Annotated in this window: 27 protein-coding genes and 1 pseudogene; 8 read left to right on the top strand and 20 right to left on the bottom strand. The window is 33.1% G+C overall.

Annotated features, from left to right (window positions below; translation table 11 throughout):
- Positions 1–61: 61 nt before the first annotated feature.
- The 6 genes from ACK1U5_RS01505 to ACK1U5_RS01480 form a co-directional block, all read right to left on the bottom strand.
- Positions 62–403, bottom strand: coding sequence for a DUF1048 domain-containing protein (locus ACK1U5_RS01505; protein ID WP_000891986.1), 342 nt, complete (start codon positions 401–403; stop codon positions 62–64).
- Between the two features lie 75 nt (positions 404–478).
- Positions 479–799: a PadR family transcriptional regulator gene (locus ACK1U5_RS01500; protein WP_000429488.1), complete on the bottom strand. Its 321-nt coding sequence runs from the start codon at positions 797–799 to the stop codon at positions 479–481.
- Positions 800–1,262: 463 nt separating this feature from the next.
- Entirely contained in the window at positions 1,263–2,579 is a 1,317-nt protein-coding gene (locus ACK1U5_RS01495; protein ID WP_069604675.1) for a condensation domain-containing protein, read from the bottom strand.
- An 864-nt stretch (positions 2,580–3,443) separates the two neighbouring features.
- Positions 3,444–4,730: a hydroxylamine reductase gene (gene hcp, locus ACK1U5_RS01490; RefSeq protein ID WP_069604676.1), complete on the bottom strand. Its 1,287-nt coding sequence runs from the start codon at positions 4,728–4,730 to the stop codon at positions 3,444–3,446.
- Between the two features lie 738 nt (positions 4,731–5,468).
- On the bottom strand, positions 5,469–6,242 hold the full coding sequence (gene bla2, locus ACK1U5_RS01485; protein WP_044584721.1) for a BcII family subclass B1 metallo-beta-lactamase: 774 nt from the start codon (positions 6,240–6,242) through the stop codon (positions 5,469–5,471).
- Positions 6,243–6,397: 155 nt separating this feature from the next.
- Positions 6,398–6,679 carry a hypothetical protein gene (locus ACK1U5_RS01480; RefSeq protein ID WP_061654639.1) on the bottom strand — a complete coding sequence of 94 codons (282 nt, stop codon included), beginning with the start codon at positions 6,677–6,679 and terminating at the stop codon, positions 6,398–6,400.
- 133 nt (positions 6,680–6,812) lie between these two features.
- On the opposite strand from ACK1U5_RS01480, the gene ACK1U5_RS01475 reads away from it, so the two are divergent.
- Positions 6,813–7,007: a hypothetical protein gene (locus ACK1U5_RS01475; RefSeq protein ID WP_000819660.1), complete on the top strand. Its 195-nt coding sequence runs from the start codon at positions 6,813–6,815 to the stop codon at positions 7,005–7,007.
- An 88-nt stretch (positions 7,008–7,095) separates the two neighbouring features.
- On the opposite strand, the gene ACK1U5_RS01470 is transcribed toward ACK1U5_RS01475, so the two are convergent.
- The 4 genes from ACK1U5_RS01470 to yeiL form a co-directional block, all read right to left on the bottom strand.
- A complete protein-coding gene (locus ACK1U5_RS01470; RefSeq protein ID WP_000666948.1) occupies positions 7,096–7,344 on the bottom strand; it encodes a hypothetical protein in 249 nt (82 codons plus the stop codon).
- A gap of 280 nt (positions 7,345–7,624) precedes the next feature.
- A complete protein-coding gene (locus tag ACK1U5_RS01465; protein ID WP_069604939.1) occupies positions 7,625–8,668 on the bottom strand; it encodes a flavin-containing monooxygenase in 1,044 nt (347 codons plus the stop codon).
- Positions 8,669–8,807: 139 nt separating this feature from the next.
- Positions 8,808–9,539, bottom strand: a complete 732-nt coding sequence (locus ACK1U5_RS01460; RefSeq protein ID WP_000684254.1) for a metallophosphoesterase family protein — start codon at positions 9,537–9,539, stop codon at positions 8,808–8,810.
- Between the two features lie 21 nt (positions 9,540–9,560).
- Positions 9,561–10,253: a transcriptional regulator YeiL gene (gene yeiL / locus ACK1U5_RS01455; RefSeq protein ID WP_000754829.1), complete on the bottom strand. Its 693-nt coding sequence runs from the start codon at positions 10,251–10,253 to the stop codon at positions 9,561–9,563.
- A gap of 108 nt (positions 10,254–10,361) precedes the next feature.
- Between yeiL and ACK1U5_RS01450 the strand changes: the two genes are divergently transcribed.
- The 3 genes from ACK1U5_RS01450 to ACK1U5_RS01440 all read left to right on the top strand — a co-directional run bounded on the left by ACK1U5_RS01450 (position 10,362) and on the right by ACK1U5_RS01440 (position 11,870).
- Positions 10,362–10,808, top strand: coding sequence for a DMT family transporter (locus ACK1U5_RS01450; RefSeq protein ID WP_002005482.1), 447 nt, complete (start codon positions 10,362–10,364; stop codon positions 10,806–10,808).
- Positions 10,809–10,821: 13 nt separating this feature from the next.
- A complete protein-coding gene (locus ACK1U5_RS01445; RefSeq protein WP_000965812.1) occupies positions 10,822–11,286 on the top strand; it encodes a DMT family transporter in 465 nt (154 codons plus the stop codon).
- Between the two features lie 89 nt (positions 11,287–11,375).
- Complete coding sequence (locus ACK1U5_RS01440) at positions 11,376–11,870, top strand: hypothetical protein (RefSeq protein ID WP_000901696.1); 495 nt, start codon at positions 11,376–11,378, stop codon at positions 11,868–11,870.
- Positions 11,871–11,910: 40 nt separating this feature from the next.
- Here the strand turns inward: ACK1U5_RS01440 and aiiA are convergent, their stop codons facing one another.
- Positions 11,911–12,663 carry a quorum-quenching N-acyl homoserine lactonase AiiA gene (gene aiiA, locus ACK1U5_RS01435; protein WP_000216583.1) on the bottom strand — a complete coding sequence of 251 codons (753 nt, stop codon included), beginning with the start codon at positions 12,661–12,663 and terminating at the stop codon, positions 11,911–11,913.
- Between the two features lie 165 nt (positions 12,664–12,828).
- Here aiiA and ACK1U5_RS01430 point away from each other — a divergent pair.
- Positions 12,829–12,936 (top strand): annotated as a pseudogene (locus tag ACK1U5_RS01430) (zinc-binding alcohol dehydrogenase family protein); the annotation flags it as partial.
- 155 nt (positions 12,937–13,091) lie between these two features.
- Here the strand turns inward: ACK1U5_RS01430 and ACK1U5_RS01425 are convergent.
- Positions 13,092–14,483 carry an amino acid permease gene (locus tag ACK1U5_RS01425; protein ID WP_001284405.1) on the bottom strand — a complete coding sequence of 464 codons (1,392 nt, stop codon included), beginning with the start codon at positions 14,481–14,483 and terminating at the stop codon, positions 13,092–13,094.
- 579 nt (positions 14,484–15,062) lie between these two features.
- Complete coding sequence (locus ACK1U5_RS01420) at positions 15,063–16,262, bottom strand: multidrug effflux MFS transporter (RefSeq protein ID WP_000758012.1); 1,200 nt, start codon at positions 16,260–16,262, stop codon at positions 15,063–15,065.
- A 362-nt stretch (positions 16,263–16,624) separates the two neighbouring features.
- Here ACK1U5_RS01420 and ACK1U5_RS01415 point away from each other — a divergent pair, with 362 nt between their 5' ends.
- Entirely contained in the window at positions 16,625–17,191 is a 567-nt protein-coding gene (locus ACK1U5_RS01415; protein WP_113710640.1) for a DUF5823 family protein, read from the top strand.
- Positions 17,192–17,234: 43 nt separating this feature from the next.
- Here ACK1U5_RS01415 and ACK1U5_RS01410 read toward each other — a convergent pair whose 3' ends face one another.
- The 3 genes from ACK1U5_RS01410 to ACK1U5_RS01400 form a co-directional block, all read right to left on the bottom strand.
- Positions 17,235–17,459 carry a hemolysin XhlA family protein gene (locus tag ACK1U5_RS01410; RefSeq protein WP_000390462.1) on the bottom strand — a complete coding sequence of 75 codons (225 nt, stop codon included), beginning with the start codon at positions 17,457–17,459 and terminating at the stop codon, positions 17,235–17,237.
- Positions 17,460–17,777: 318 nt separating this feature from the next.
- Positions 17,778–18,056: a hypothetical protein gene (locus ACK1U5_RS01405; protein ID WP_000865000.1), complete on the bottom strand. Its 279-nt coding sequence runs from the start codon at positions 18,054–18,056 to the stop codon at positions 17,778–17,780.
- A 1,024-nt stretch (positions 18,057–19,080) separates the two neighbouring features.
- On the bottom strand, positions 19,081–19,461 hold the full coding sequence (locus tag ACK1U5_RS01400) for a hypothetical protein (RefSeq protein WP_069604936.1): 381 nt from the start codon (positions 19,459–19,461) through the stop codon (positions 19,081–19,083).
- 564 nt (positions 19,462–20,025) lie between these two features.
- Between ACK1U5_RS01400 and ACK1U5_RS01395 the strand changes: the two genes are divergently transcribed.
- Entirely contained in the window at positions 20,026–20,769 is a 744-nt protein-coding gene (locus ACK1U5_RS01395) for an SDR family NAD(P)-dependent oxidoreductase (protein WP_069604715.1), read from the top strand.
- A 112-nt stretch (positions 20,770–20,881) separates the two neighbouring features.
- Here the strand turns inward: ACK1U5_RS01395 and bshB2 are convergent, their stop codons facing one another.
- Positions 20,882–21,544 (bottom strand): bacillithiol biosynthesis deacetylase BshB2, encoded by a 663-nt coding sequence (bshB2, locus tag ACK1U5_RS01390; protein WP_000439483.1) that lies wholly within the window; start codon positions 21,542–21,544, stop codon positions 20,882–20,884.
- 15 nt (positions 21,545–21,559) lie between these two features.
- Positions 21,560–21,910, bottom strand: coding sequence for a YojF family protein (locus tag ACK1U5_RS01385; protein ID WP_000407045.1), 351 nt, complete (start codon positions 21,908–21,910; stop codon positions 21,560–21,562).
- Positions 21,911–22,172: 262 nt separating this feature from the next.
- Here ACK1U5_RS01385 and ACK1U5_RS01380 point away from each other — a divergent pair, with 262 nt between their 5' ends.
- Positions 22,173–23,498, top strand: a complete 1,326-nt coding sequence (locus tag ACK1U5_RS01380; protein WP_069604716.1) for an ArsB/NhaD family transporter — start codon at positions 22,173–22,175, stop codon at positions 23,496–23,498.
- Between the two features lie 72 nt (positions 23,499–23,570).
- Here ACK1U5_RS01380 and ACK1U5_RS01375 read toward each other — a convergent pair whose 3' ends face one another.
- Together ACK1U5_RS01375 and ACK1U5_RS01370 are read right to left on the bottom strand one after the other, a co-directional pair.
- Complete coding sequence (locus ACK1U5_RS01375) at positions 23,571–23,798, bottom strand: hypothetical protein (RefSeq protein WP_069604717.1); 228 nt, start codon at positions 23,796–23,798, stop codon at positions 23,571–23,573.
- 99 nt (positions 23,799–23,897) lie between these two features.
- The gene (locus ACK1U5_RS01370) at positions 23,898–24,449 is read right to left on the bottom strand and encodes a GNAT family N-acetyltransferase (RefSeq protein ID WP_000178504.1); all 552 of its coding nucleotides are present in this window, start codon (positions 24,447–24,449) and stop codon (positions 23,898–23,900) included.
- Positions 24,450–24,486 lie beyond the last annotated feature (37 nt).

The following is a 24,486-nucleotide window of genomic DNA, read 5'->3' as shown; positions in this document are numbered from 1 at the left end:
AATAGCTATGGTGGCAATTCATATGTGTAACCAGCTAATCAGTCGGTATTACTTATTCCATTTATTTTTTTCTCAATTTCTTCATAATACTTTCATTCAAATCTTCACGATACTTGGAGACGTAAGTTTTAGCATTTGCCACTAGTTCGTCAGCAAAGGAAGCCACGTCATCCCCAGTAATGTCAAGCACTTGTCTTCCTTCTGCTGCACCAGCTTCAAACAAATCGATTAATTCATACTGTATGTGTAACATATCCATCCCGTTACCCGCTGAGAAATTCCACATGTAGTTTTGAATTTTCTTAAATACAAATTGGTAGTCCTCTGGCAGAGCCTCAACTCGTGCCATCATCATTTTGTACTCTTTTTTATCACCAATTAACTTTTTGAACATTTCTAACATCTTATTTTCCTCCTTTTTTATAAAACCGAACAAGAAATTCCCAAAATATCGGCCGGAACGTTTTATCTTATGAACCTATTTTGACTTCAAGACGTTAATTTTTGACGATACAAAATCCCATTTTTTCCAAAACAATTCAAGCTCCTGGCGACCTTCTTCATTTAATGAATAAAACTTACGAGGCGGCCCCATATCTGATGGTTTCTTTTCAATATTCACAAGCTTTTTCTTCTCTAATCGTACGAGGATAGTATACACCGTACCTTCCACAACTTCGGTAAACCCAAGGTCATTCAGGTGGCGGGTAATCTCATAGCCATACGTTTCACGGCGACTAATGATTTCCAGTACACACCCTTCCAGTGAACCTTTCAACATTTCAGTTAAATTTTCCATATCCTGGTCCTCCTTTACCCCCTATTCTGTCTGACTTATATTCAGTATTACAGAGTATTAAGGCGAATTTTTTACTGAATAGCTTTTGAGTAAAGCCACACTATTCAGTATTACTTATTACAACTACATTGTATGACTAAGTAGTTGTGGATGTCAACTTTATTTTCAAAAAAATTAAAAATCCGCTTTACCCTAACCGGATACAGCCTCCTTTTTTGTTGTAAGGGCCATCAAACTAGTAAAACAGAGCTGATTCAAAGTGTAATTTAAATCAGCTCTGCTTTATTGTTTTCATACCGTTATATCTTGTTTTTTCACGATACAAATTGTTTCTCCCTACCATTCCCATTGCATATAAAGCATAAAGGCAAGTGCGGTCAGAGAAAATTTCCAGAGATTATCCGTACATGATACGAGCCCCAAAAATACAATTCTATTAGAAATCTGTTCTCTATATTCTCTTTTATTTTATTTCTGATAGTTGATTAGCAACACTATCTAAAAATTTTTCTACCTTTTCTTTTGATGTATCCGGCGCATGATAACCGATCGTAAATGTAAGCCTTCCATTATAAGAGCTTGCTCCCATTGAAAAGAATGGTGCATACATAATAGGTGATGTCATATACCCGTCCTCAGCTTGAATTTCACCAAACTGAATAGGTTCCTCAGCGATTACTCCCAAATTTGTCAGTAATGGCAACGCCATCCCCATCTGTACAGCCTGTTCATATTGCTGATTATACATTTCCTTCACTGTAGATAGCTTCATTTCTGCCAGTAACTCCATTCCTGCTGCTGAAGAAAGACCTGGATTTTGAGACTTTATTTTATCCATTGATTGTTTAACTCGAACAAGAGTCTGCTTAAATGTTTCATCGTCTTCCATTTTAATCACTGGCATTTCCATACCGGATAAGTTGCAAATAGCACCAGTTGTATTATTAGGCAGATATCGACGTAAATCAATTGTCAAGCCAATCATTTTTTCTGCAGTGCGAGGTTCTGCATACACAGTGAAATGTGATAAAGCTCGGAAGTATGCAGTCATGATTACATCATTCAAGGTAGCCTGTTGAGCTTTTGTCCATTGGGTTAAACGTAGAGTTTGCTCATGGCTCAATCGCCGTACGGACATTTGGGGAAATTTATTTTTGTTAGGTTGAGATGGAAAAGACCATAACGATGCCTGTTGTTCTTGGTTAGGACGATACGCACTTTTTATGTCCGATATTCCAGCGTATTTGAATACATGTGATTGATCTCGACAACTCTCATTTCCCTCATCAAATTCCTTTATAATTTGCTTCTTAGACCGTCCCAATGAAAGGTGAGTATATATCATTCCAAGCAATTTAATATATTCCTTGACTCCTGCACCATCTGAACATAGATGAGACAATTTCACAACTAACATATCTGTTGTAGTGCCCCGTAATAATTTCGTTTGAACCATAGGCCCCTGAATACGATCACCAGGTTCCTTAATAAAATCTATTGCCATTATTTCAAGTTCTTGATTATTTCCTTCTGCAAAAAAGCAAATAGATGAGTTAGTGTCAGATGAATGTTCCTCCCAGTAAGGAATATCATTTTCTACAAACCGGCTGTTCAAAACTGGTTGCAATTGCAACGTTATCCTTACTGATTCTTCAAGTATATCCTTTGATATACCTACAGGAAAATAAAGAACTGCATTAATTTGTTGATCTGCAGAATAAAGACCTAATACATAATTCATTCGATCTTGTGGTGTTACTGAATACTTTCTTTTCTCCATAATTCCGTCCCCCTTTAGGACTTTTTGTATAACCCTATTTTCCATATGCTTATAATTTTTCTAGTCATTTTTCTTCAAGAGCTAATAACGCTTATTTTTCGAATTTTTAACGAAATCATCTTCTCCGTATTGGTTTCATTCTTTTTGCAGGTGATATATTCATTATTTTATTGTTATTAACACTGCCTAACCTCACAATAAAACCAAACAAGAATAAATTAAGTTTACATATACGTAAACATTTTATTATAACATCTATAAATTATCAATATAGCAAATAAATCATTTTTATGTCTGTCAATAAAAAATAATATATTCAAGGGCCACTTCATCATAAAAGATTGATGTGCATGTAAATGTACCCATATCACTTTCAAAATAAGAATGAGAATTTTTTCAACAAAATAAGCTGCAGTTATTGATTTTACAGTAAGAAAAGCCCCTCCATTTTGAAAATGCGCAATCAAAATGAGTAGGGCTATTTCCAATTTAAATTTTATAAAAGAATGATTATCATAAATAATATTTTACTTTTTAGTCTACCTTATTATTTTCAATCCATTTTCCTAATAAATGAATGGATTTTATTCATATAATTTGAGGTGGTATCGTTGGTTTTTAAAAATAGAAAGCTTATTTTCAAATCAAATGAAAAAGAGGTAAAATTATAGATATTCATGTAGAAATTTCGTTTTGGGGATACTTAAAATCTTAAGGTGATGGGCATGTGGTGTTACACTTTAAAAGCTTTATAAAATTTATAGATATAGCGATTTTCTTTATTAATAATCATTTGTATGTACGTTTACTCACACACATACAAATGATTTATAAAGCTACAATTAAGTGAAAACATCTTTTCCGTTACGATAACATCATAGCCATGTCTTCTGCTGCATTTGTAATTAGTTTTAAACCAAATGTTTCTTGTAATACATCAAGCACGCCAGGTGAAATAAATTCAGGAGCCTTTGGACCGATGCGAATATCTTGAATCCCAAGACTAAATAGCCCGAGTAAAATGGCAACCGCTTTTTGTTCAAACCATGATAGCACAATACTTACTGGCAATTCATTCACTTCACATTGGAAAGCATCAGCTAATGCAGCCGCTATTTTCACTGTAGAAATGGAATTATTACACTGTCCTAAATCAATGTAACGCGGAATTTCCGTACCAGGTACAACACCGTAATCCACATCATTAAAGCGGAATTTCCCGCAAGAAGTTGTTAAAATAACCGTTTCTGGCGGAAGTGACGTTGCTAATTCACGATAATATTCTCCGCCTTTTCCCGGTGCATCACAACCGGCGATAACAAAGAAACGCTTTATTTTCCCCTCTTTTACTGCATCAATAATTTCTGGAGCTAATGATAATACTGTATTATGATGAAACCCTGTCACTAACTGTTCATCCGACTCCATATGTACTTCTGGAAGTTCTAGTGCTTTTTGAATTAATGGTGTAAAATCATTATTTTCAATTTTTTGTACACCTTCTAAACCTGCAATGTCATATGAAAAGAATCGATCAGAGTACGAGCCTTTAATTGGCATAACACAGTTCGTTGTAGCTAATATGGCACCAGTAAATTTTTCAAAAAGGCGTTTTTGATCATACCATGCCTTACCGATGTTTCCTTTTAAATGTTTATATTTTTTCAGCTGCGGGTATCCGTGTGCTGGTAGCATTTCAGAATGCGTATAAATATTAATGTCTTTTCCTTCTGTTTGCTTTAATAGTTCTTCTAGTGCAAATAAATTATGACCTGTAACTACAATTGCTTTACCTTCTACACGATTTTGTGTAATTTGTACAGGCTCTGGCACACCAAAATGATTCGTATGTGCCTCATCTAATAATTCCATCACCCGTAAAGCTGATTTCCCCACTTTCATAGCCATATCAATATGCTCTTGTTCGTTAAAGTTAGAATTTGTTAATGTCATATATAAAGCTTCTTGTGTTGTAGCATCTACAAATGCATCCGTATATCCTAGCTGAGCAGCATGTGTGCGATAAGCTGCAATTCCTTTTAGCCCAAACACAATCGTATCTTGTAAACTCGCAATCGTTTCATTCTTGCCGCACACACCCATTACTTTACATCCGCCTGCTGGCGTTTGTTCACATTGATAACAAAACATATCATCCCACCCTCTCCCAATCATTCATTACACCTTAAGCATAATACCCATTGAAAAAAAGTGATGTGATATCAATCACAATAATATATAAAGATTTGTGACAGTTCATATTGTTGACATAATATTTTTATTGACACTAAAAAATATGCATTAGTGTACACACATCTTTCGATACTTTTAAATAGCTAATTAATTTGGAGAAATATATACAACGAAAAAAATTTTTGAATCCCATGTACAAATAGTTGCAATTCATCACATATGAAATAGATATAAAAATACGCTCTTCTTTCTATCATTCAATAGAAAGAAGAGCGCATTTGTCATTTTAAGGAACTATCATTTTTTATTAAAGTCTTTATTGTAAACCTTTTTATTTACAATACATTTACATTATCTTAACATTACTTACATTATTTATATGATATATTTATATAGAAGCTACTTAAGAAATTTCATATACATTTTATCTTTATGATCTCTTATCTAATCAATAAAAAGATCATGTTATATTTTTATAACAGGGGTGAATTACGATGACTGAAACTTTAAAAACACTTATAATGCTTGATGCTACTTATGTTGTTATAGCAATTATGACAGTACTAGTATTTGTATACTTGGAATTAAAATCTCAGTAATATATGCTGACGTAATCAACAGATTCAGCATTTAAATATAGTTAGAAGAAAGAGAGGAGAAAATTATTTCTCCTCTCTTTTGTATTTCTACAATTTCTTATTTTAATAAATCCAATGTATGTAAAAGTAATCCTTTGTTCCCTACTTCTCCATGACCAGGCACTACTACATTTATATTTCTATATCGCTTCAGCACATTCTCAATCGATGTAGACCATTCATTTACATAAGCATCCGCAACGTTTCCTAAATCTTTCGCGGACGTAGATTTCACTAAACAGCCTCCAACTAAAATATTGTATTGCGGTAACCATACGACAATATTATCTTCTGTATGCCCTTTCCCTGGATAAAATGTTTCTACTTTCATATTTCCAAACTTCAAATTTGTAACGGTTTGTAAATCTCCAAGCGGTTCTTCATATCCATTTTTCTTTGCTAGTTCTGCAGTTAATGCTGTACTATGCGCTTTAATGCCTCTTTCTTTCAACGTTTTTATTCCGCCAATTCGATCAGCGTGCGCATGTGTAATAATGACATCCGTTACGCGCTTCTGAAATTTCTTTTCTACCATTTCTATTAGTTCCTTCGTTAATTTGTCATCCCAAGAAGAATCCACAAGTACTAACCCTTTAGAAGTATTAAGAACTAGACCGTTCGAAGGAACTGCTTCTCCATTAAAAGAACCTAACTCCGTATGAACCCATACATTCTTGTTTAACTGAGATATTGAAATGGTTCCCGTCTCATTTTTTATTACTGTTTTCTCTACCTTTTGTGATGCTTGTACAGAAGAAATTGTGCTAACAAATTGAATTGTTCCTAGTAAACCTACACATAATCCTACTTTTAACAACGTATTCTTTTTCATGTTATCAACCCTTTCTTTCAAGCTAAATAGTTATTACCTATATTAGACAATTTATCTCAAATGTTTGTTCCATATAATTGGACACTTTATTATCGCCGCTTATGTAAATACACGCATGGTGCAGTAAAAAAGATCACCCAAATGGATGATCTTTTTTATAATTTATCAACATATTGCTTCGCTTCTAGTAAGGAAAAACCAAAAGCTTCTCTTACTCTCTTAACTGCTGTAACTTTTTTGCCTTCTTCTACAAGCTGGCGTAGTTCTTTATTAATTTCAGGTTCTCTTTCTACAATTCTCATTTCTTTCGTAATTAATTGTAATCTATCTTCAATTCTCTTTAAACGCGCATCATTTTTCTTTTCAATTGTAGCTAATTTTTCAGCGATATAAATGAAACCAAAGGCTAATATTAGTATAACCATCCAGAATTCCATGAATGTTCCCCCTTACTAACTTTCATTTATTTTATTTCACTAACTTATGTAAATTTTACCACAGGACACATTTACTGTATAATACCACTATATCAAACTGTTAATAAAACCTATTATTTTAGGGGGACGCTTTATGAAAAGATTTTTAAATACGTTACTTCAATTTGTAGTTCTGTCAATCGTGCTACATTTATTATTTGATATAGTTGGTTGGCTTGTTTTCAATGCACCAATTAAAAACAAACAAATCATTATTTCTTTAATAACAATCTCATGGGTTATGTACATGTACCGAGACAAATTTTTTCAAAAGTTCACTTCAAACTAACTAAAAAAGAAAACACTTCATTGGTGAGGTTGTAAAAACGTTATCCTTATAATGAAAATAAAGAAGCTGTTCCTTCCAGCTTCTTTATCTATATAACATTTTTCGCAACAATTTTTATATGTTCTGGTGCGATAATCTCCGTTATACTTTCTTGGAAATCTTCCCGCAACATTTCTTCCAAATGTTCTAACTGCACTTCAACATGTGTGCATTCTAAATTATGTATATTTAACAGTGCATAATGATCTTTTTTCTTAATTACTAAATATTGATTTTCCTCTGTCACAAGTACAGAACCTAATCGGACTCCTAATAAGCGTTGATCATCAAACTTCATAATTACTTCTCCTTCCCTCATATAAACAAAACTACAATGAAAATAATTACATTTATGGAAAAACACGCTTATTTAGACTATATCATAATTTACTAAAATAGAAATATCTTTTTCTGTTTCAATAAAAATCCCTATTTTTTCATATATTTCGATACAAAAAACTTTCTCAACATTAAATTTGAATTTTCAGTTTTTAATTCCGTAAAAATCTATTATAATAAAGTTAATAAATGTTTGACCTCTCCTAATTCATGTACATATGGATGATCAGTAGTTATCGCTACTGATCTATTTTTTTGATTTCAGAAAGTACATACGCTGCATCCTTTCCTACACCACAAATAAGTGCGGAACCCCTTTGAGATTGCCATGGTAAACCGATATAATACAATCCTTTTACTGGACTGATTCCCTTTATATGATTAGGAAATCCTTTCTCATTCACTGCCTGTTCAATTTCAATCCGATTATAATTTTGAACAAAACCAGTTGACCATATAACGCTTTCTGCACTATAAATATCACCATTCTGAAACATAATGTTATTTCCTGATGCACTTACTACTTTTTCTTGCAGTTTGATTGCTCCATTACGAATAAGTTTCTTACCTTCAAAACCGAAAATAGGGTCCTTTCTCTTCTGAAACCATCTTCCCCTCTTTGTATTTATTTCAGCGTACAATAAACCCACTTTTTCTAGCAGATTAAAAATACTTTTTCCAAAAAGTTGTAACGGTAAAAACGTTAAAGGATGACTAATAGACACCGTAACTTCATGAGTCTTTGCCAGTTCTACTGCAATTTGCATTCCTGAATTCCCACCACCTACTACTAGTACTTTTCCCTTAGGAATTTGTGATGGTGATTTATATTGTGATGAATGTATTTGAAAAATATGTGATGATAGATTTGCTGAAACTGAGGGAATAAACGGTTGCTGAAAAGCACCTGATGCGATAATAACTTTTTTCGTTTGTAAAATTTCTGTAGGAGTATGTAATTCAAATATTTCTTTTTCTTTCTTTATTTTTAGAACTTCCGTTTGTAATTGTACCGGTAATTGAAAATGTTTTGCATATTCTTCTAAATAAGTTGCAATTTCATCTTTATATGGAAATTCATTTTTTTCACCTATTAACGTCATACCCGGCAAGCTACTGTAAGACCTTGAGGTAAAAAGCTGCAAAGAATCATATCGATTTCTCCATGAATCACCAACTCGTTTTCCTGCCTCAAGTAATAAAAAATTATACCCTTCTTGCTTCAAGTAATATCCCATTGTTAATCCAGCTTGACCCGCCCCAATAATAATTAGATCTTTCATTCTAATTCCTCCTCTTCTTAAACGTATGAATACTTGTTCATATATTCATACGTTTCCATAATCATAACATTTTCTTTTTATATGATTCAATATCTACTCAAAATAAAAAAGAGCAGTTTACCATAAAGTAAACTCCCCTTCATTCTATCTTCCCAGTCTTTAGCGCCTGTGCCCAGTCATATCTTTCTTGTTGAACAGCCAATCCAGCAGCTTCTTCCCAATTATAAGGAACTGAAATTTGTTCAATTGTCCATTCTCCCAAAACCTTTTCTATCACTACATATTTTGCATGCGGAGTTCCTGATTCCATTTTATGCATAACAGGTAACTCATCTTTGTATGCTGGAAGTCCTACACTTCCTGGATTTATAATGATCTTTCCGTTCGCTAAATAAACAACTCTAGGAATATGTGTATGACCACATACTATTATTTTTTGTTCTATATTTTGGAGTTGATCCATTATATTTTTTTCATTCTTTAATATTGCACCATTCTCATTCATCTCTTCTAACAAATACACTTCATCTGAAGTTGGCGTACCGTGACAACATAACATATCGTCTACAATAAATTGTGAAGGATGTTGTTTTAACCAACCTATATGATAATTTGTTAATTGATTTTGAACAAAAGTTAGTGTAGCAGATTGCTCTTGTATAGGTTCCCAAAGCATGCGATCACAATTGCCTTTAATATGTATCATCTCGCTACTCATTAATATTTCAATTGTCTCTAAAGGCTCTAACGGCCCATACACACTATCTCCTAAATTTATTATCATTTCGACCTTGCGACGTGTAATATCTTTTAATACCGATTTTAAAGCGTGACTATTTCCGTGGATATCTGAAATTATAGCTATTTTCATCTTAATCCCTACTTTAATATATTATTTATAAACATCCGCAGCCAATTCCCTCAAAACTTCTACATTCACTACTTCAAAACAACCATTGTTTTTCTTGATTATATTTTTATCACAAAAGAGATTCAAAGTACGTAATAAATGCCGATAACTCGTTCCTAACAACTCCGCTATTTCCGTTAAATTCCCACTAAACACAATTCTATTTTCATGCTGAACTGCTCGTTCCCCTGCTGCTAACATGTAACTCGCAAGTCTATTTTCAAGCGGATACAATAAATTAATTGTACTGTTTTTGGAAAGTCGGTTTAACTTATGTGCTAATGATCCGCAAATACATCTTAAAAATTTCGCATCATGAAATAGCTTATTTCTCACTTTTCCTAATGGTAAACCAACACAATATGAATCTGCCATTACTTGTACATTTGATGTAATCCTTTGGGAATGAATTAACTCCACATCTCCAAGTAACTGCAAACTATCATAAAAACACAGTAATACGGATTTCCCGTTACTTAATGTGTTAAACGCTTTCGCTTTTCCTTCAACAAAGAAATATAAATAATCTATCTCTTCATTTTCTCTACAAATAAACTCATTCTTTTTAAAAAATATAAGTTCCATATATGGCTTCATATCATGACTAAAAAATGAATCAATATTATTTTTCTTCATATACTCTGCTAATTTAATAGAATTACATACTTTCTTCATAGTTCCCCACCTTTACAACTCATCCCCATTGTAATCAAAATTTTCTTCTTCCACTATGACATATGTCATAACAATACACAATTTCAGCATGATACAGTCATTACAAATATGAAATACAAAGGGGATATTACATTGTATAACTTTCTTTCTGTCTTTATTGGTGTGCTCATCGCCGTTATGCTTCCACTGAATGGGATTTTATCTGAGTTAATTGGCAAGTACACAGCAAGCGTGGTCATTCACCTTGTCGGTTTAATTGCAGTTATCTTCATTTTAATCATAAACAAAAATAAAATTCGTTTCGATAAAAGTATTCCACTTTTTTTATATAGCGCTGGAGCGATTGGAGTATTCACTGTTCTTTTTAACAATATAAGTTTCTCCGTCCTTGGTGCTTCTATTACGATCGCATTAAGTTTACTCGGTCAATCTATTGCTTCCATCATTATCGATCATTTCGGCTTATTAGGAATGAAAGTTGCAAAGTTTGAAAAGAAAAAACTAATTGGATTATGTTTCATCTCTTCTGGAATTATAATCATGACAATTTATTAATGGGGGCAAGAAAATGTTATATATTACGATCGCTATTTTAGCTGGTGTTTCTATCGTCGTTGCTAGAATTATTAACGCGAATTTAGCAAAGGAAATTGGAAACTGGGAAGGCACATTTTTCAATTATATTACTGGATTATTTTTCTCTATGTTATTTTTAATTTTCAGTTCAGATTCATTGTATATCCCTATTCATACGTTGCAATCTATTCCTATCGCCGTGTACTTAGGCGGATTAGTAGGCGTTATCGTTATTTCATTATCCAACTATATTACTCCTAAAATATCAGCCTTTTATTTAACATTACTCATCTTTATCGGACAATTATTTGCGGGGACTATTATTGATTTCTTCCTGACAAATGAACTCTCAATTGGTAAAGTTATCGGTGGCATTTTCGTATTAATTGGGCTCACTTACAATTTACTCATAGATCGCCCGATAAAAACTGTGAAGCATAACCAAGTTCAACTATAATACTTTACGCTTACCTATCATATATTAATAGAAAAGCTCTTCACACGAAGTAATAGAGAGGAGAAAATCCTATTAAAAAAAGTATTTTATTGCTAGGTAGCGTATTAATTATTTGTGGAATTGTATGGTTTGTAAACTCGGGAAAATCTATTCAAGATCTCTATACTGCAAACAAACCGAAAAAGAAAGCTACTATTATTTCAAGCTCGCGAGATCCAAATGAGCCCCCTGTTTTTTTAGGAAAGCAGGAAATAAAAGATATACATGTAGAATCAATTAAAACAAAAAAGGATATCTTTCTCACAAAAACAGATGAATTAAAAACATTTATTAACAGTATGAATACCGCAAAAAAAGGCAAATTAACATTGGATGAAGAAGGATCAGATTTAATAGATTGTGATATGTGGATTACTTTCGAGGATGGAACTTATAAAAAATATTTCATATGGATAGTTGATCATCACAGCAGCGAAGTGATGATTGCTCAGCAAGATACTCCTGATGATGTAAACCTTACGTACTATCAGTTAAACGAAGATAGTTCAAAAAAAGTTTATAATTTATTTAAAAAAATTATTTAAATGAAAAAGTCATGAGCACACGAACTCATGACTTTTTGCACTATATATACTCCGGGAACACTCTACAACCCTTTTCCTGCTCTATATCATGACCAAAGAAAACAATTGGTTTCTCTTTCGCCACAACTTCTTTTAAACGTTTAATTGAAGATAAAGCTAATTCTGGATTAAATCCTGCGAACGGCACTTCATCTTCAAAATTCTCTTTCGTGTACGATGCATCAATCGTTAATAAAACTGAACCGGATTGCTCCGTCTCAATGAATAGCGACTGATGGCCTGGAGAATGACCTGGCGTATACAATACTTGAACACCTGGTACCACTTCATAATCCCCTTCAATAATTTTGTAGTTCAAATGCGGTAATATACATTCTTTCATATATTCTTCTCTATGAAGTGCTGCCTCATATTCGGTTCGCTGCACAATAATCGGTGTATTTGTAAAAGCACCGTTTCCTCCTGCATGATCAAAATGTAAGTGAGAGCTAATAATATATAAAAGGTCGTCTGGCTCATACCCTACACGCTTTAATATAGTCACGATTCTATCTTCTTCAGTCATTTTCGGTAAAATCTGTCCTTCAACAAATGTACCGTTAAAAAGCCCTTCATTATTAACTGCACTTTCTGGCATACCTGTGTCTACTAAAATAGGACCTTCTTCCGTCTCCAAAAGATAACACCACACCGGCAAGTTTAATAGTTTCCCCGGTGTTAACGCACTGTTAACAGACGAATGATCCAACATGCAACGACCTGCTGGGATGAAATAAAGTTTCTTTACTGTCATTATGTATCCACCTTTACATTTAGTTTTGGATAAAGTAATACAGTAAAAAATTCTTCTTTTTAGAAATAAACTCCTTCTAGACTATCAGTACAGCTTGCATAAAAAAAGGGTATTTTTTTACATAGCAATATTTCACCATCTATAATATAGAAGTAAAGGATTCTTACTTTAAATGAAACATTAACACCGATTAACGCTGAAAACTTAAAGAAAGCACATACACTACTTGAAAGCGGGCACACCATTGGGAAAATCGTATTAGAGAAATTTTAATCATGATAGTGATAGGTAGTATGTGAAATTATATTAACGATTTTTCGAATATATCTATCACAAATCAAATTATATCAACGATTCGACAAGTTATATCGATTTATCGACAAATAACAACAATAAGAAAAGGCTGTTCCAGATGAACAGCCTCTTCTTTATTTACTTGAAATCTCTTTATTATTTTGAACGTCTAACGGAGCTCGCTTTCCTATTCCGAAAGCATAGAAACTAATTGTAACGATAGCTAAGAAAATAATACCTACAACTAATGAAATGCGTGTATCATCGTTAAACCACATTCCGATTAATACCATAATTAAAAAGGCAATTGTTAAATAGTTTGTTACAGGAGCAAATGGCATTTTGAACGGATGATCTTTCATCTCTGCTCCCTTTTCTTTCCTAAAACGAATTTGACTAATTAAAATGACGAACCATGGTACCATACCAGGAAGTACACTCGCACTATATACATATACGAATAAGTTTTTCGGTGCGATGTAACTTAAAACAACACCAACCGCCAGACCGATAATTACGCCAACTGTACCAAATAAAGGCACACCATTTCCAGAAAGTTTCGTGAAATATTTCGGTGCTTGTCCATTTACACCTAACGTATACAGCATACGTCCAGCACTATAAATACCACTATTACAACCAGACATTGCTGCTGTAATAACAACGAAGTTAATAAGGCCAGCTGCTGCCGTAATACCAACCTTCGCAAAAGTTGCTACGAACGGGCTACCAATTGTACTTAATTGATCCCACGGATACACAGTTACAATAACGAAAATAGCACCGATGTAGAAAATTAAAATACGCCAAATTGTACTTTGAATCGCTCTTGTAAGTGTCTTCTTTGGATCCTTCGCTTCACCAGCAGTAATACCAATTAATTCCACACCTTGATACGCTCCAACTACAAGTGATAATGCAAAGAAGAATCCTGAAAAACCACCTGTAAAGAAACCGCCATTTGACCAAAGATTAGATATGCCAATCGCTTCTCCGCCGTTACCAATTCCGAAGAAAATAAGGCCAAATCCTGCAATAATCATTAATAGAATCGTAACGATTTTAATCATCGCAAACCAAAATTCAAATTCACCAAATGACTTCACAGAAATTAAGTTAGCTGCACCAAGAATAACCATTGCAATTATACCTGGTATCCAAGCTGGTAAATCCGGGAACCAATATTGCATATACGCTCCAACCGCGATAATTTCTGACATCCCAACGATAACCCACTGGAACCAGTTACTCCACGCTGTCATATAACCAGCTAGTGGATGAATATACTTATGACCGAATGTCGCAAATGAGCCTGTACTTGGCTCCATATACAACATTTCTCCCATGGCACGCATGATGAAGAAGATGAAAATACCTGCAATTGCATAAGCAAGCATTACTGACGGACCTGTCCATTTAATTGTGCTGGCTGATCCCATAAACAAACCAACACCAATCGTTCCGCCTAAAGCAATCATTTGAATATGACGTGCTTCTAAACCTCTTTTCAATTCTTTGTTTGCCACTTCACTTCCCCCTCTTAGATGATTCATAGCCGCATTTTAACACAAGATGCTTTCCCCTAATTCCTTTCGGCCCTGAAAATGATGAAGCAAACGTCATTTTACACTAGCTTTAAAGCTATCCTAAAATCGTTTTGTGCTCCTAATAAAATTCTCAGAACCTTTCATCTTCCAATATTCTATAAATCTTAAAATTACTTACCTTATATTAATTCATTAATCTGAAAAATTCAATTATTTTTTCAATAAATTATTATACATAAGTCTGATTAATTTTTAACTAAATTAACAATAAAATACATCTATTCAATATGATTCCGACATGTATATTATTACAATATAAATAAACGAGGAGATGCTATCTTCCTCGGTTTCATATCTCAAATACTTCAACCTTTATAGTTGATAACGTAATTTCCCACACATTCGATTCATATACCAATAAGGAATTTAATATATTAATAAACTACTAACTTCTTTACTCCAGCCAAATTTTGAGGCAGAAACCTTTCTGCCTCAAAACAACGGGATAAAATATAAAAGAGTCTCATTAAAAAATGAGACTCTTTTACGATTTCATATTTAAATCGATTTCGAAGTTTGCTTACCAAAGATAAATACCCTAGTAAACACTGCCATTATAACTACTATAACCAGAAAATAAAGTGGCATCACCAGTAACGAGCCCGTATGCAATTGACTCATTCCCCAAATTGTCATCGCTACAATTACATAGTATCCTAAGCTAAACAACGCTCCAGCTGTACCAATGACATCTTGAAAATCTACTAACGCTAAACTTAAACAATTAGGTAACGCTACTCCAATTCCTAATAGCAATATAAACATCGCTATTAAAAATACAACCATATATATTACATTCGGATTTGATCCCACAAACGTAATAACAGATAAAAGGATAGCTCCTCCTGTCATTACAAGACAACCGATATATATAATTTTCTCTGGTTTATAAGTAGCAAGTAAACGTTTTGAAATTTTCGCTCCAACAATAGAAGCAGACGCTACAACAATTCCTAGAAAGCCATACATACTAGGCGATAACTGAAAGTATTCAATAAAGATAAACGGCGCTTCTGCATAATAGCTAAATAAAACACCATTTGCTCCTCCAATTAACAGCCCATATGTTACCACTTTTGGATTTGTAATTAACCTCTTCAAGACTGAAAATACATTTATTTTATTCGTTACTGAGCCCGTTTTTGTTTCAGGAAGAGAAACAAACGTATACAGAAAAATACCGATACTCATAACTACTAAACTTAAAAATACTATTTTAAATCCAAACATTTGATCAAGAAAGCCACCAATTAACGGTCCTATCGCTGGTGTAAAAGCAATGACTGCTGAAATTTGAGCAAACATAACATGCCTCTTATGCCCTTCTACACTTTCACGAAGAATCGTTTGCGTCACAACTGATCCTGCACTTGCTCCAAACGCTTGAATAAAACGACTTACCAATAAAACTTCAATGGAATTTGCAATAAAGCACAAGAAACTCCCAGCGCCATATACGACAATTCCAAATAACATTGCCCGGCGACGGCCAATTATATCTGATAGCCATCCAATAAAAAATACACCTAAAGCAAATCCAGCAAAATACACACTAAGCGTTAACTGCACCTCATTATTACTTACATGTAACGCCTTTGAAATGTCCGGTAAAGACGGTGTGTAAATCGTTTCACTAATTTGCGGAAATGCGACAAGAACAATCATTAACAAAAGTGATGGTACTGAGACTTTTTTCATTTTTCATACCCTCCTATAACTTTGAAAATCTCAGAAATAAAAAGACTTTCCTTAGCTACGGAACAGGAGGGGCCATTATAGAAATCCGGTCATAAAACAACAAAGAAAACACCTCAATTACGTATGTTAATACTTATAGGAGGGTAATATTAACATCGATTTTTAAATATGCTTTTTCAATTATATTACATATTGCGTTTCTTTTACTAGTGCTCAACCTTGAAGGATTGTTAAAAAGATAACTTGATGCATTCACCTTTTTATGGAATAATTAGAAATAGTTTGAATTCATAAACTTAATTATTAAACGATAGACTAGCATATTTTAATGTCACAAGCTTACAAACAGGAGGACTTTCGTAATGATTGAAATTTTAAGGACAGTATTAAACTTTCTAATTTCTCTATTCTCAGGAGAATTACCAATTGTATATTATGTATGGATTATTAGCCTATTCCTAATTCAAATAACCCAATCTACTCTAAACTATAAACTCTTTAACAAGAAAGACAATTTCAGCACTTATATATTGGAAGGATTACTTGCTTTTATTATTTTATTGTTTGGAGGAATATTAGTATCTAAGTTACTTGCTTACATAATAGACGATCCTACTATTAGTATGACGAATTTAACACATTATTTTGTTTCTCTTATCATATTAACTATATTTGTTGTAATAACCTGTGTTAAAGACTTTATAGAAACATCTATAAAGAATAAAAATATCTCTCTTTTTAGCTTTTTAGTAATTTCCTTCATAACAAGTCTACTTTCATTCAAGTTTTTATCACCTTTAATTGAAGGTTCTTTTTCTCTTTCTAAATCTTTTATCACCACTTTAATCATTCTTGTAACTATATCAATCCCTCTATTAATTTCCTTAGAGGATAAGTATGCAGACGAAAAGGAAACGGAAAATTTATAGTTTCTCATTTACATAAAAGAAAGAGGGAGCTCCCCTCTTTCTTTTAAATCATCCCTTTTAATATCAATCCTAAAACTGACATTATTATCGCACTAATAATAATTCGCAAAATCCAAGTAGTGTTTGTACTTATTTTTTCTAATTGCTTATTGATTGTTGCTATGTCTTTTTCATTAATAGTGGTACGCGTTTCTAAATTACGAATGTCTCTCATAATTTCTTTTTGCTCCGCTTTTAAACTGTCAATTTTAGCGTAAACATCTTCCATATATCCACACCCTCTATTCATCTTAATAGAAAAATCTATATATATTATGAGACAACCCTCTTACCTGTGAATACATTGCGTATATCTGCGTACCAAATTATTTGTACAATCTAATTGAATTACTCACATGTTTCCATTTTTCTATTTATAAATTAGCGTTAAGATATATTAAAATTAGAAAAGGAATCCCTTGTTTATTTAACAACAAACAAGGTGCAATCCACCATTCGGGAGCACCTACGATAATTTCTATTGTTTTCATATTTACAACTCAATATAATCAGTATGATTTTCTGAAGAATCCACTTTTTGAACTGCTTAAAGTATACTAATATGAATACGAAATAGCTGTATTGATAAACTCTCTAGAACAATAAATATACTGGCTGAAACGGATCTATATCCAATATTTTTTCCAGTAACATGAATGGTTATTTCTGATAAATGCGTTTGTATATCATTGTTTTCAAAAATTTCATCCTCAACCTTTACAATATCTGCTTCACAATCTACTTCTTTAAAAGTTTTCAATAATTTTGTTTCCAATATACTACAATCAAAATTCTCATCTTTTATTACGGCAAATTTAACTTTCATATCGATTTCCCCATTTTTAACAAACTAAAATCACTAAATCAATATAAATATATATTATCCTATTAAATAATTCAAAATATATGTTTCTTATAAATCACTACTAAATATCAATTCTAAGGATTTAGATAAAAAAGAAAACAAATAAAGTGAAATTCTAATCAGTAGGTGGTTTGTCCATTCCCCGCTGATTATTTAGTTAAACCAATCGGACATTTAAGAGATTAAAAAATTACTCTTTCAATCACCAAGCTAATTAATAGATAATCCCCCTGTGCTCAGTGATTCAAAAAAATTTTTATTTTTAATTCATAGCTTCTGAGAACTTTTTGCTTTAATATTGATAAGTCGCTTCTTACATTCTGTAATATTGGAAATAACTATATAGTAAAACAAATTAACTATTAGGAGTGCTATTTATGTTTGATATACTTCGTCTCTTAATTATATTTCTCATTGCTATCTTTTTATTTTTCTCCATACTAATGGAGTTTAAAAAACCTCAAAAAAGTGTATTTTGGTTTTCAATTGAAGTCTTATCTCTTCTAGGGATTATAATGCTTTTTAAAGATTTTTTATCAAAAATATAACTTATTCCACGAATAATGACGTGTTTCAATACAATATCTTTATCTTTTGAACGATCTTATTTCTTAACACGGACTCTACCTCAAGTTGTCTTTTCTTTATAAAAAAATAGCCTGCCTATTTCCGTAGGCAGACTATATCTTTATTCCTCAATACAAAAGTATACTTTCTTTTTCACTCAAACTTTATGTAATGATACAGATTCCAAATAAATTATTGTCTTTTCTGTATTTTTATCATTGATTTTTTGTTCATAAATTCGTAACACATATAGATAAGTTATCATGCTAAAATTAGCTTATTCAAAAGAAGTTATTCTTAATGAATCGATAATTTTTAATACCCTGTTTAAAGCCTCGCCCCCCTGCGAGGCTTTTTCCTATTTAACTAGAGTAATGGTTATCAACTGTTACTATGCTGCTACGGATCCTACTTTTAGCTATTCAGTATCAGCACACGTAAAATTCTTTCCTCCATCATTTGATTTACAAACTGTATTTATCGATTTTTCGGTTATTTTTTCACTTTCATTAGAAACTTGCTCTAAATTCATTCGATATAATTGTTCCGGATTTTCTTTTGAATTTCCTTCAATATGAATTGTACGATTGAACATCTCAGCCGTGAAGCTGCTAGATGTATTTATCATTTTTACTCCATTATTTTCACCTACATAGCGTTCAACTACTCTTTCGGCTTCTTTAAGTTGTTGAGATGTAGGATACGGTATAGATTCCGCTAAAATAACTACACCTACTAAATATGTAATATACAAACCACCTGCAATCAAGATAACTTTCTTTACTGTTTTATTAATCATGCTCTAACTCCCTTTTCTTATTTATCTATTAATATATATAATTTACATCAATTTCTTTTTAATACATAACATTCGTTTTACATTTTATAAAAAGCACCTCTCTTACTAATTTTCAATTTGATAATATCATTTTATTTATTGTTTTTCAATAAATAATTATTATTAAGCGTTTTGTTTTTACTGTTTTTTATTTTTGATTCAATTTAAAAACAAGTGACTTATTTAAGTCCACTACATCATCAGCAAGTTTGAAAATTTGTTAATTAATAAAATAAAAAGAGCAACTATATGTAGTCTCTCTCGTTCTATCTATGTAGATTAGTAGTTTAACTTCAGCACTCACTCTATTCAAGAATACTTTACTGAATATTCAATCTGATGATAAAATTGACCTAATTAATATTTTCTTCCATCACTGTATAAAAAATTACAATAAAAAAATAGCACTCTCACAATTAAGTAAACGTAAACTGTTTCTTCTATCTACTTACTATTTAAGGTTAATAATGATATAACCTGATTTAAAAATTCGACTTAAATTCATTGATGAATGGAGAGGTTTATATGAAATTAAAAGACAAAGTAGCAATCATAACTGGTGGTGCAAGTGGAATTGGCGAATCTACTGTTCGTCTTTTTATCAAAGAAGGTGCAAAAGTAGTTATTGCTGACTTTTCTGAACGTGGAAAAGAACTATCAGATGAATTGAATGCACATGGATATAATACGTTATTTATTAAAACTGATGTAACAAAAGAGGCAGATATTAAGCAGCTAATTCATGAGACAGTAAGTACATACGGTAAATTAGATATTATGTATGCCAATGCCGGCGTTGCTGATGATGCACCAGCAAACGAATTATCCTATGAAAAGTGGAAAAGAACTATTGATATTAATTTGTCTGGGGTATTCCTTTCTAATAAATATTCGATTGAACAATTCCTTAAACAAGGTACAGGTGGTGTCATCGTTAACGCTGGTTCGATTCATAGTTTTGTTTCATTACCTACCCCAACAGCATACTCCTCTGCAAAAGGTGGTGTGAAACTATTAACTCAAAATTTATGTACTGCCTACGCTAAATATGGAATACGTATTAATGCGGTGTGCCCCGGTTATATTGACACCCCTTTACTTGGTAGTGTTAATCCTGAACAGAAAGAATATTTAGCTTCACTTCATCCACAAGGCAGACTTGGAACACCAGAAGAAGTCGCTAAAGCTGTCTTATTTTTAGCAAGTGATGATGCTAGTTTTGTTAACGGTACAACACTTCTTGTTGATGGAGGCTATACTGCACGTTAATTTAAAAATTTTGAAGCACCCTAAAAAATGTATAGTCTTCAAAAAGAAAAAGCGCCATCACAAGTGACGGCGCTTTTTCTATGTAAGAGCAACTAGAAGGTATCCTTCTAGCCTACTCCCATTTATAAGTCCAAAACTGTTCAAGTTGCAGCCATTTTAATGTTGCTGCATCTTTGTTTTTTATTTTTGCATGCGTGTCTTCAAGCATTGCTTCTGTTTGTGAACGGTGCGCACCTAATGCAGTTAATTTATGATCAAATACTTCACTAATGTTATTTACAACATCCGGTTCTCCCAATACTGCTTCACGATTTTTCGTAATCGCAACAGCATGAATAACTGGGCGCTCTTCTTTTGGCATACGTGATACAGCGCGAACGACAGCGCGGCCAAATGCATTATGATCTGGATGTACACCGTGCTCTGGATAAAATGTAATAATTCGAGATGGATTTACTTCTTGAATGATTGCTTCAATTTTGTCAGCAACGAAATCAACATCTTCAAATTCTAACGTTTTATCATGGAAGCCAAGCATTCTTAAATCTTTAATACCCATCGCTTCACAAGCATCTTTCAATTCTTTCTTACGGATATGTGGAATCGTTTCACGGTTAGCGAATACGTTCTTACCCATGTTACGTCCCATTTGTCCTAGAGTACCACATGCATACGTTACAGGTACTCCTTGATCTGTTAATAAGCGAATTGTTCCTCCCGCAGCATATGCTTCATCATCTGGATGCGGAAATACAACAAGTACATGTCTCTCCATAAGTTTCCCTCCTTCTTACTTAAATGGTGTTAAGCTTAACTCAAGTGCAACTGCTAGACGACCTAAATTATCATGTCCAGCTAATAATAAACGCTCTTGATCGTCTACTTCCCAGTGCGTAATACCTTCAGCATATACCCAACCGTGATCCATTTTCAAACCAACTCGGTATGGATTTGTTCCAGTTATCTTCCCGCGTTCAAAACGGATAATCGCATTTCGAATGAAAGCACCAACTGTCATCATCTTTTCATTTATGTGTGATGCATACGCTCCGTTTGTCGTTTCTAAATGAATATATACATCTTTATTTACAAAACGTTCAATTTCATTTTGAATAAGAGAACTATCTTTTACTATTTCCATCGGAATTCACCTCTTTAAACCATTTTACGCAAAAATAATGTAAATTGCTATCTCTATATTAGAGGACAACGCTCACTTTTCCTAATAATTTGCACTGTGTTTTTTATATTTTTTATATGATATGTAAAAAATACATTTTTTCCTTCACTTTGTTAAATAGTTTTCTTTCTTTTTTGAATTTGCTACAATATATTTTATCCCGTATTATTGCAGCGAGATACATTTCGACAATTGAATACATAATTTAAAGAAGGTGACATGATTGGAACAGTCAGCACATGAAGTAGCAAATTGGCAATATTATTTTGCAATTGCCGTATTTTTAATCACGTACGGATTTATTATTTCTGAGAAATTGAATCGTGCTGTAATCGCACTATTCGGTGCTGCTATTATGATTATTTTTGGAGTTGTAGATTTACATACTGCTTTCACATCACATATTCAATGGGAAACGATTACCCTTTTAATTGGGATGATGATTCTCGTACATATTACGAGTCAATCAGGCGTCTTTGAATTTGTGGCCATTAAAGCGGCAAAAGCAGCTGGTGGAAAACCGATTCGCATTTTATTATTACTATCCCTATTAACTGCTGTCGGATCAGCATTTTTGGACAATGTAACGACTGTTTTATTAATCGTTCCTGTTACATTATCCATTACACGTATTTTAAAAGTAAATCCTGTGCCTTATTTGATTTCAGAAGTGCTGTTTTCAAATATAGGCGGAACAGCAACATTAATCGGTGATCCACCTAATATTATGATTGGATCAGCAAACAAGCATTTAGACTTTAACGCCTTTTTACTTAACTTAGCTCCAATCGTAATTATTATTTCTATCGTGACACTTGGCATTATTTACTTCATGTATCGTAACAAACTAAAAACAACACCTGAACAAATCGAAAAACTAATGGCATTAAAAGAAAAAGATTACATTAAAGATCAAAGCCTCCTTTTAAAATCTATTTCGATTTTAGGACTAACTATTTTAGGCTTCGTACTTCATTCGATTATTCATGTAGACGCTGCTGTTATCGCGATGACAGGCGCTACACTTCTTATGTTAATCGGCGTGAAAGAACATGATATTGAAGATGTATTTGCCCATGTTGAATGGGTAACCATTTTCTTCTTCGCCGGATTATTTGTTCTCGTTGGCGGGTTAATTGATATCGGACTTATCTCTTCACTTGCAAGAGAAGTAATCGACGTAACAAACGGTGACATCGGATTCGCAGCTATACTTATTTTATGGGTATCTGGCATCGCATCTGCGACAATCGACAACATCCCATTTGTCGCAACGATGATTCCTCTTATTCAAGACTTAGCTACAGGACTCGGACTATCTGTCGATTCTCCGCAAATCGAAGTACTATGGTGGGCGTTATCTCTTGGAGCTTGCTTAGGAGGAAATGGAACACTAATCGGTGCATCTGCAAACGTAGTCGTTGCTGGTATTGCAAAACGTGAAGGACATGGCTTCTCTTATATGGACTTCTTAAAAATTGGTTTACCATTAACTATTGTTGCACTCTTGTTATCACATGCTTATATATATTTACGTTATTTAATGTAAAAGTTGTATTGCATGAAATTATGTCGTCAAATACAAAAGGTTTGCAGCATGCGTGCTGCAAACCTTTTGTCATCACCAAAATATACCGATAATTGCTAAACCACCTAAAATCATACCACCAATTTGTCCGACAATTGTTGGTGATAATTGAACACCTTTTCTCACTTCAACAATTGGTCTTTCGTGCCTTAGTTGCTGCACTTCACTTTGAAGTTGGTGCACACTTCCGTGCAACTCTTTAATAAGTTCTTTTAATTCGGCGACCTCTTCATTTACTGGTTTTTCCTTTTCTAAATTCATTTTACATGACTCCTTATAAATTCAATCAACACACTGTAAATTTTCGCCAATTACCATTATATCTCCTGCATACTACATATATAATTTCGAATGTACTTTCTAACCTTGCAGCTCTATCCATTCATCTCGCAATATCCCCATAATCATACGGTCAAAACACTTCCCATCTCTTTGAACCGCTTCTCTCATACAGCCTTCCATTTGAAAACCCATCTTTTTATACAATGCAATGGCAGGTTTATTATACGAAATAACATCGAGACCGATGCGGTGTAAATTCAATTCATAGAAAGCATACTTTAGAATAAGATGTATTGCTTCTTTCCCATATCCTTTTCCTCTATCATTCGTATCTCCTATACCAATGGCTAATAAACCTTTTCTGTTATTCCACTCTATACCATGAATCGCCACAAAACCAATTAAGCGATTTTCTTGAACTGTCCTTACCATGAAAGAAACACTATTCGATCTCCGTCCTTTTAATAACTCATCACTTGCTATTTCATTTAAAGATTGCGGGAATGCTACATCTGTATCAACATGTCTTAAATACTCACTATCTTCTTGCCACATAGCCATTACTTCAGCATCTGTTTCTCTCATAGCTGATAATTTAATCGTTTTATTTCGAAAAAGATTCATTGTCATTTCAAACTCCCCCTTTTAAATAACAGGGATACTTATT

It is taken from the genome of Bacillus sp. XB1 (assembly GCF_053557995.1).
This window is presented reverse-complemented; position numbering and strand designations above follow the sequence as displayed.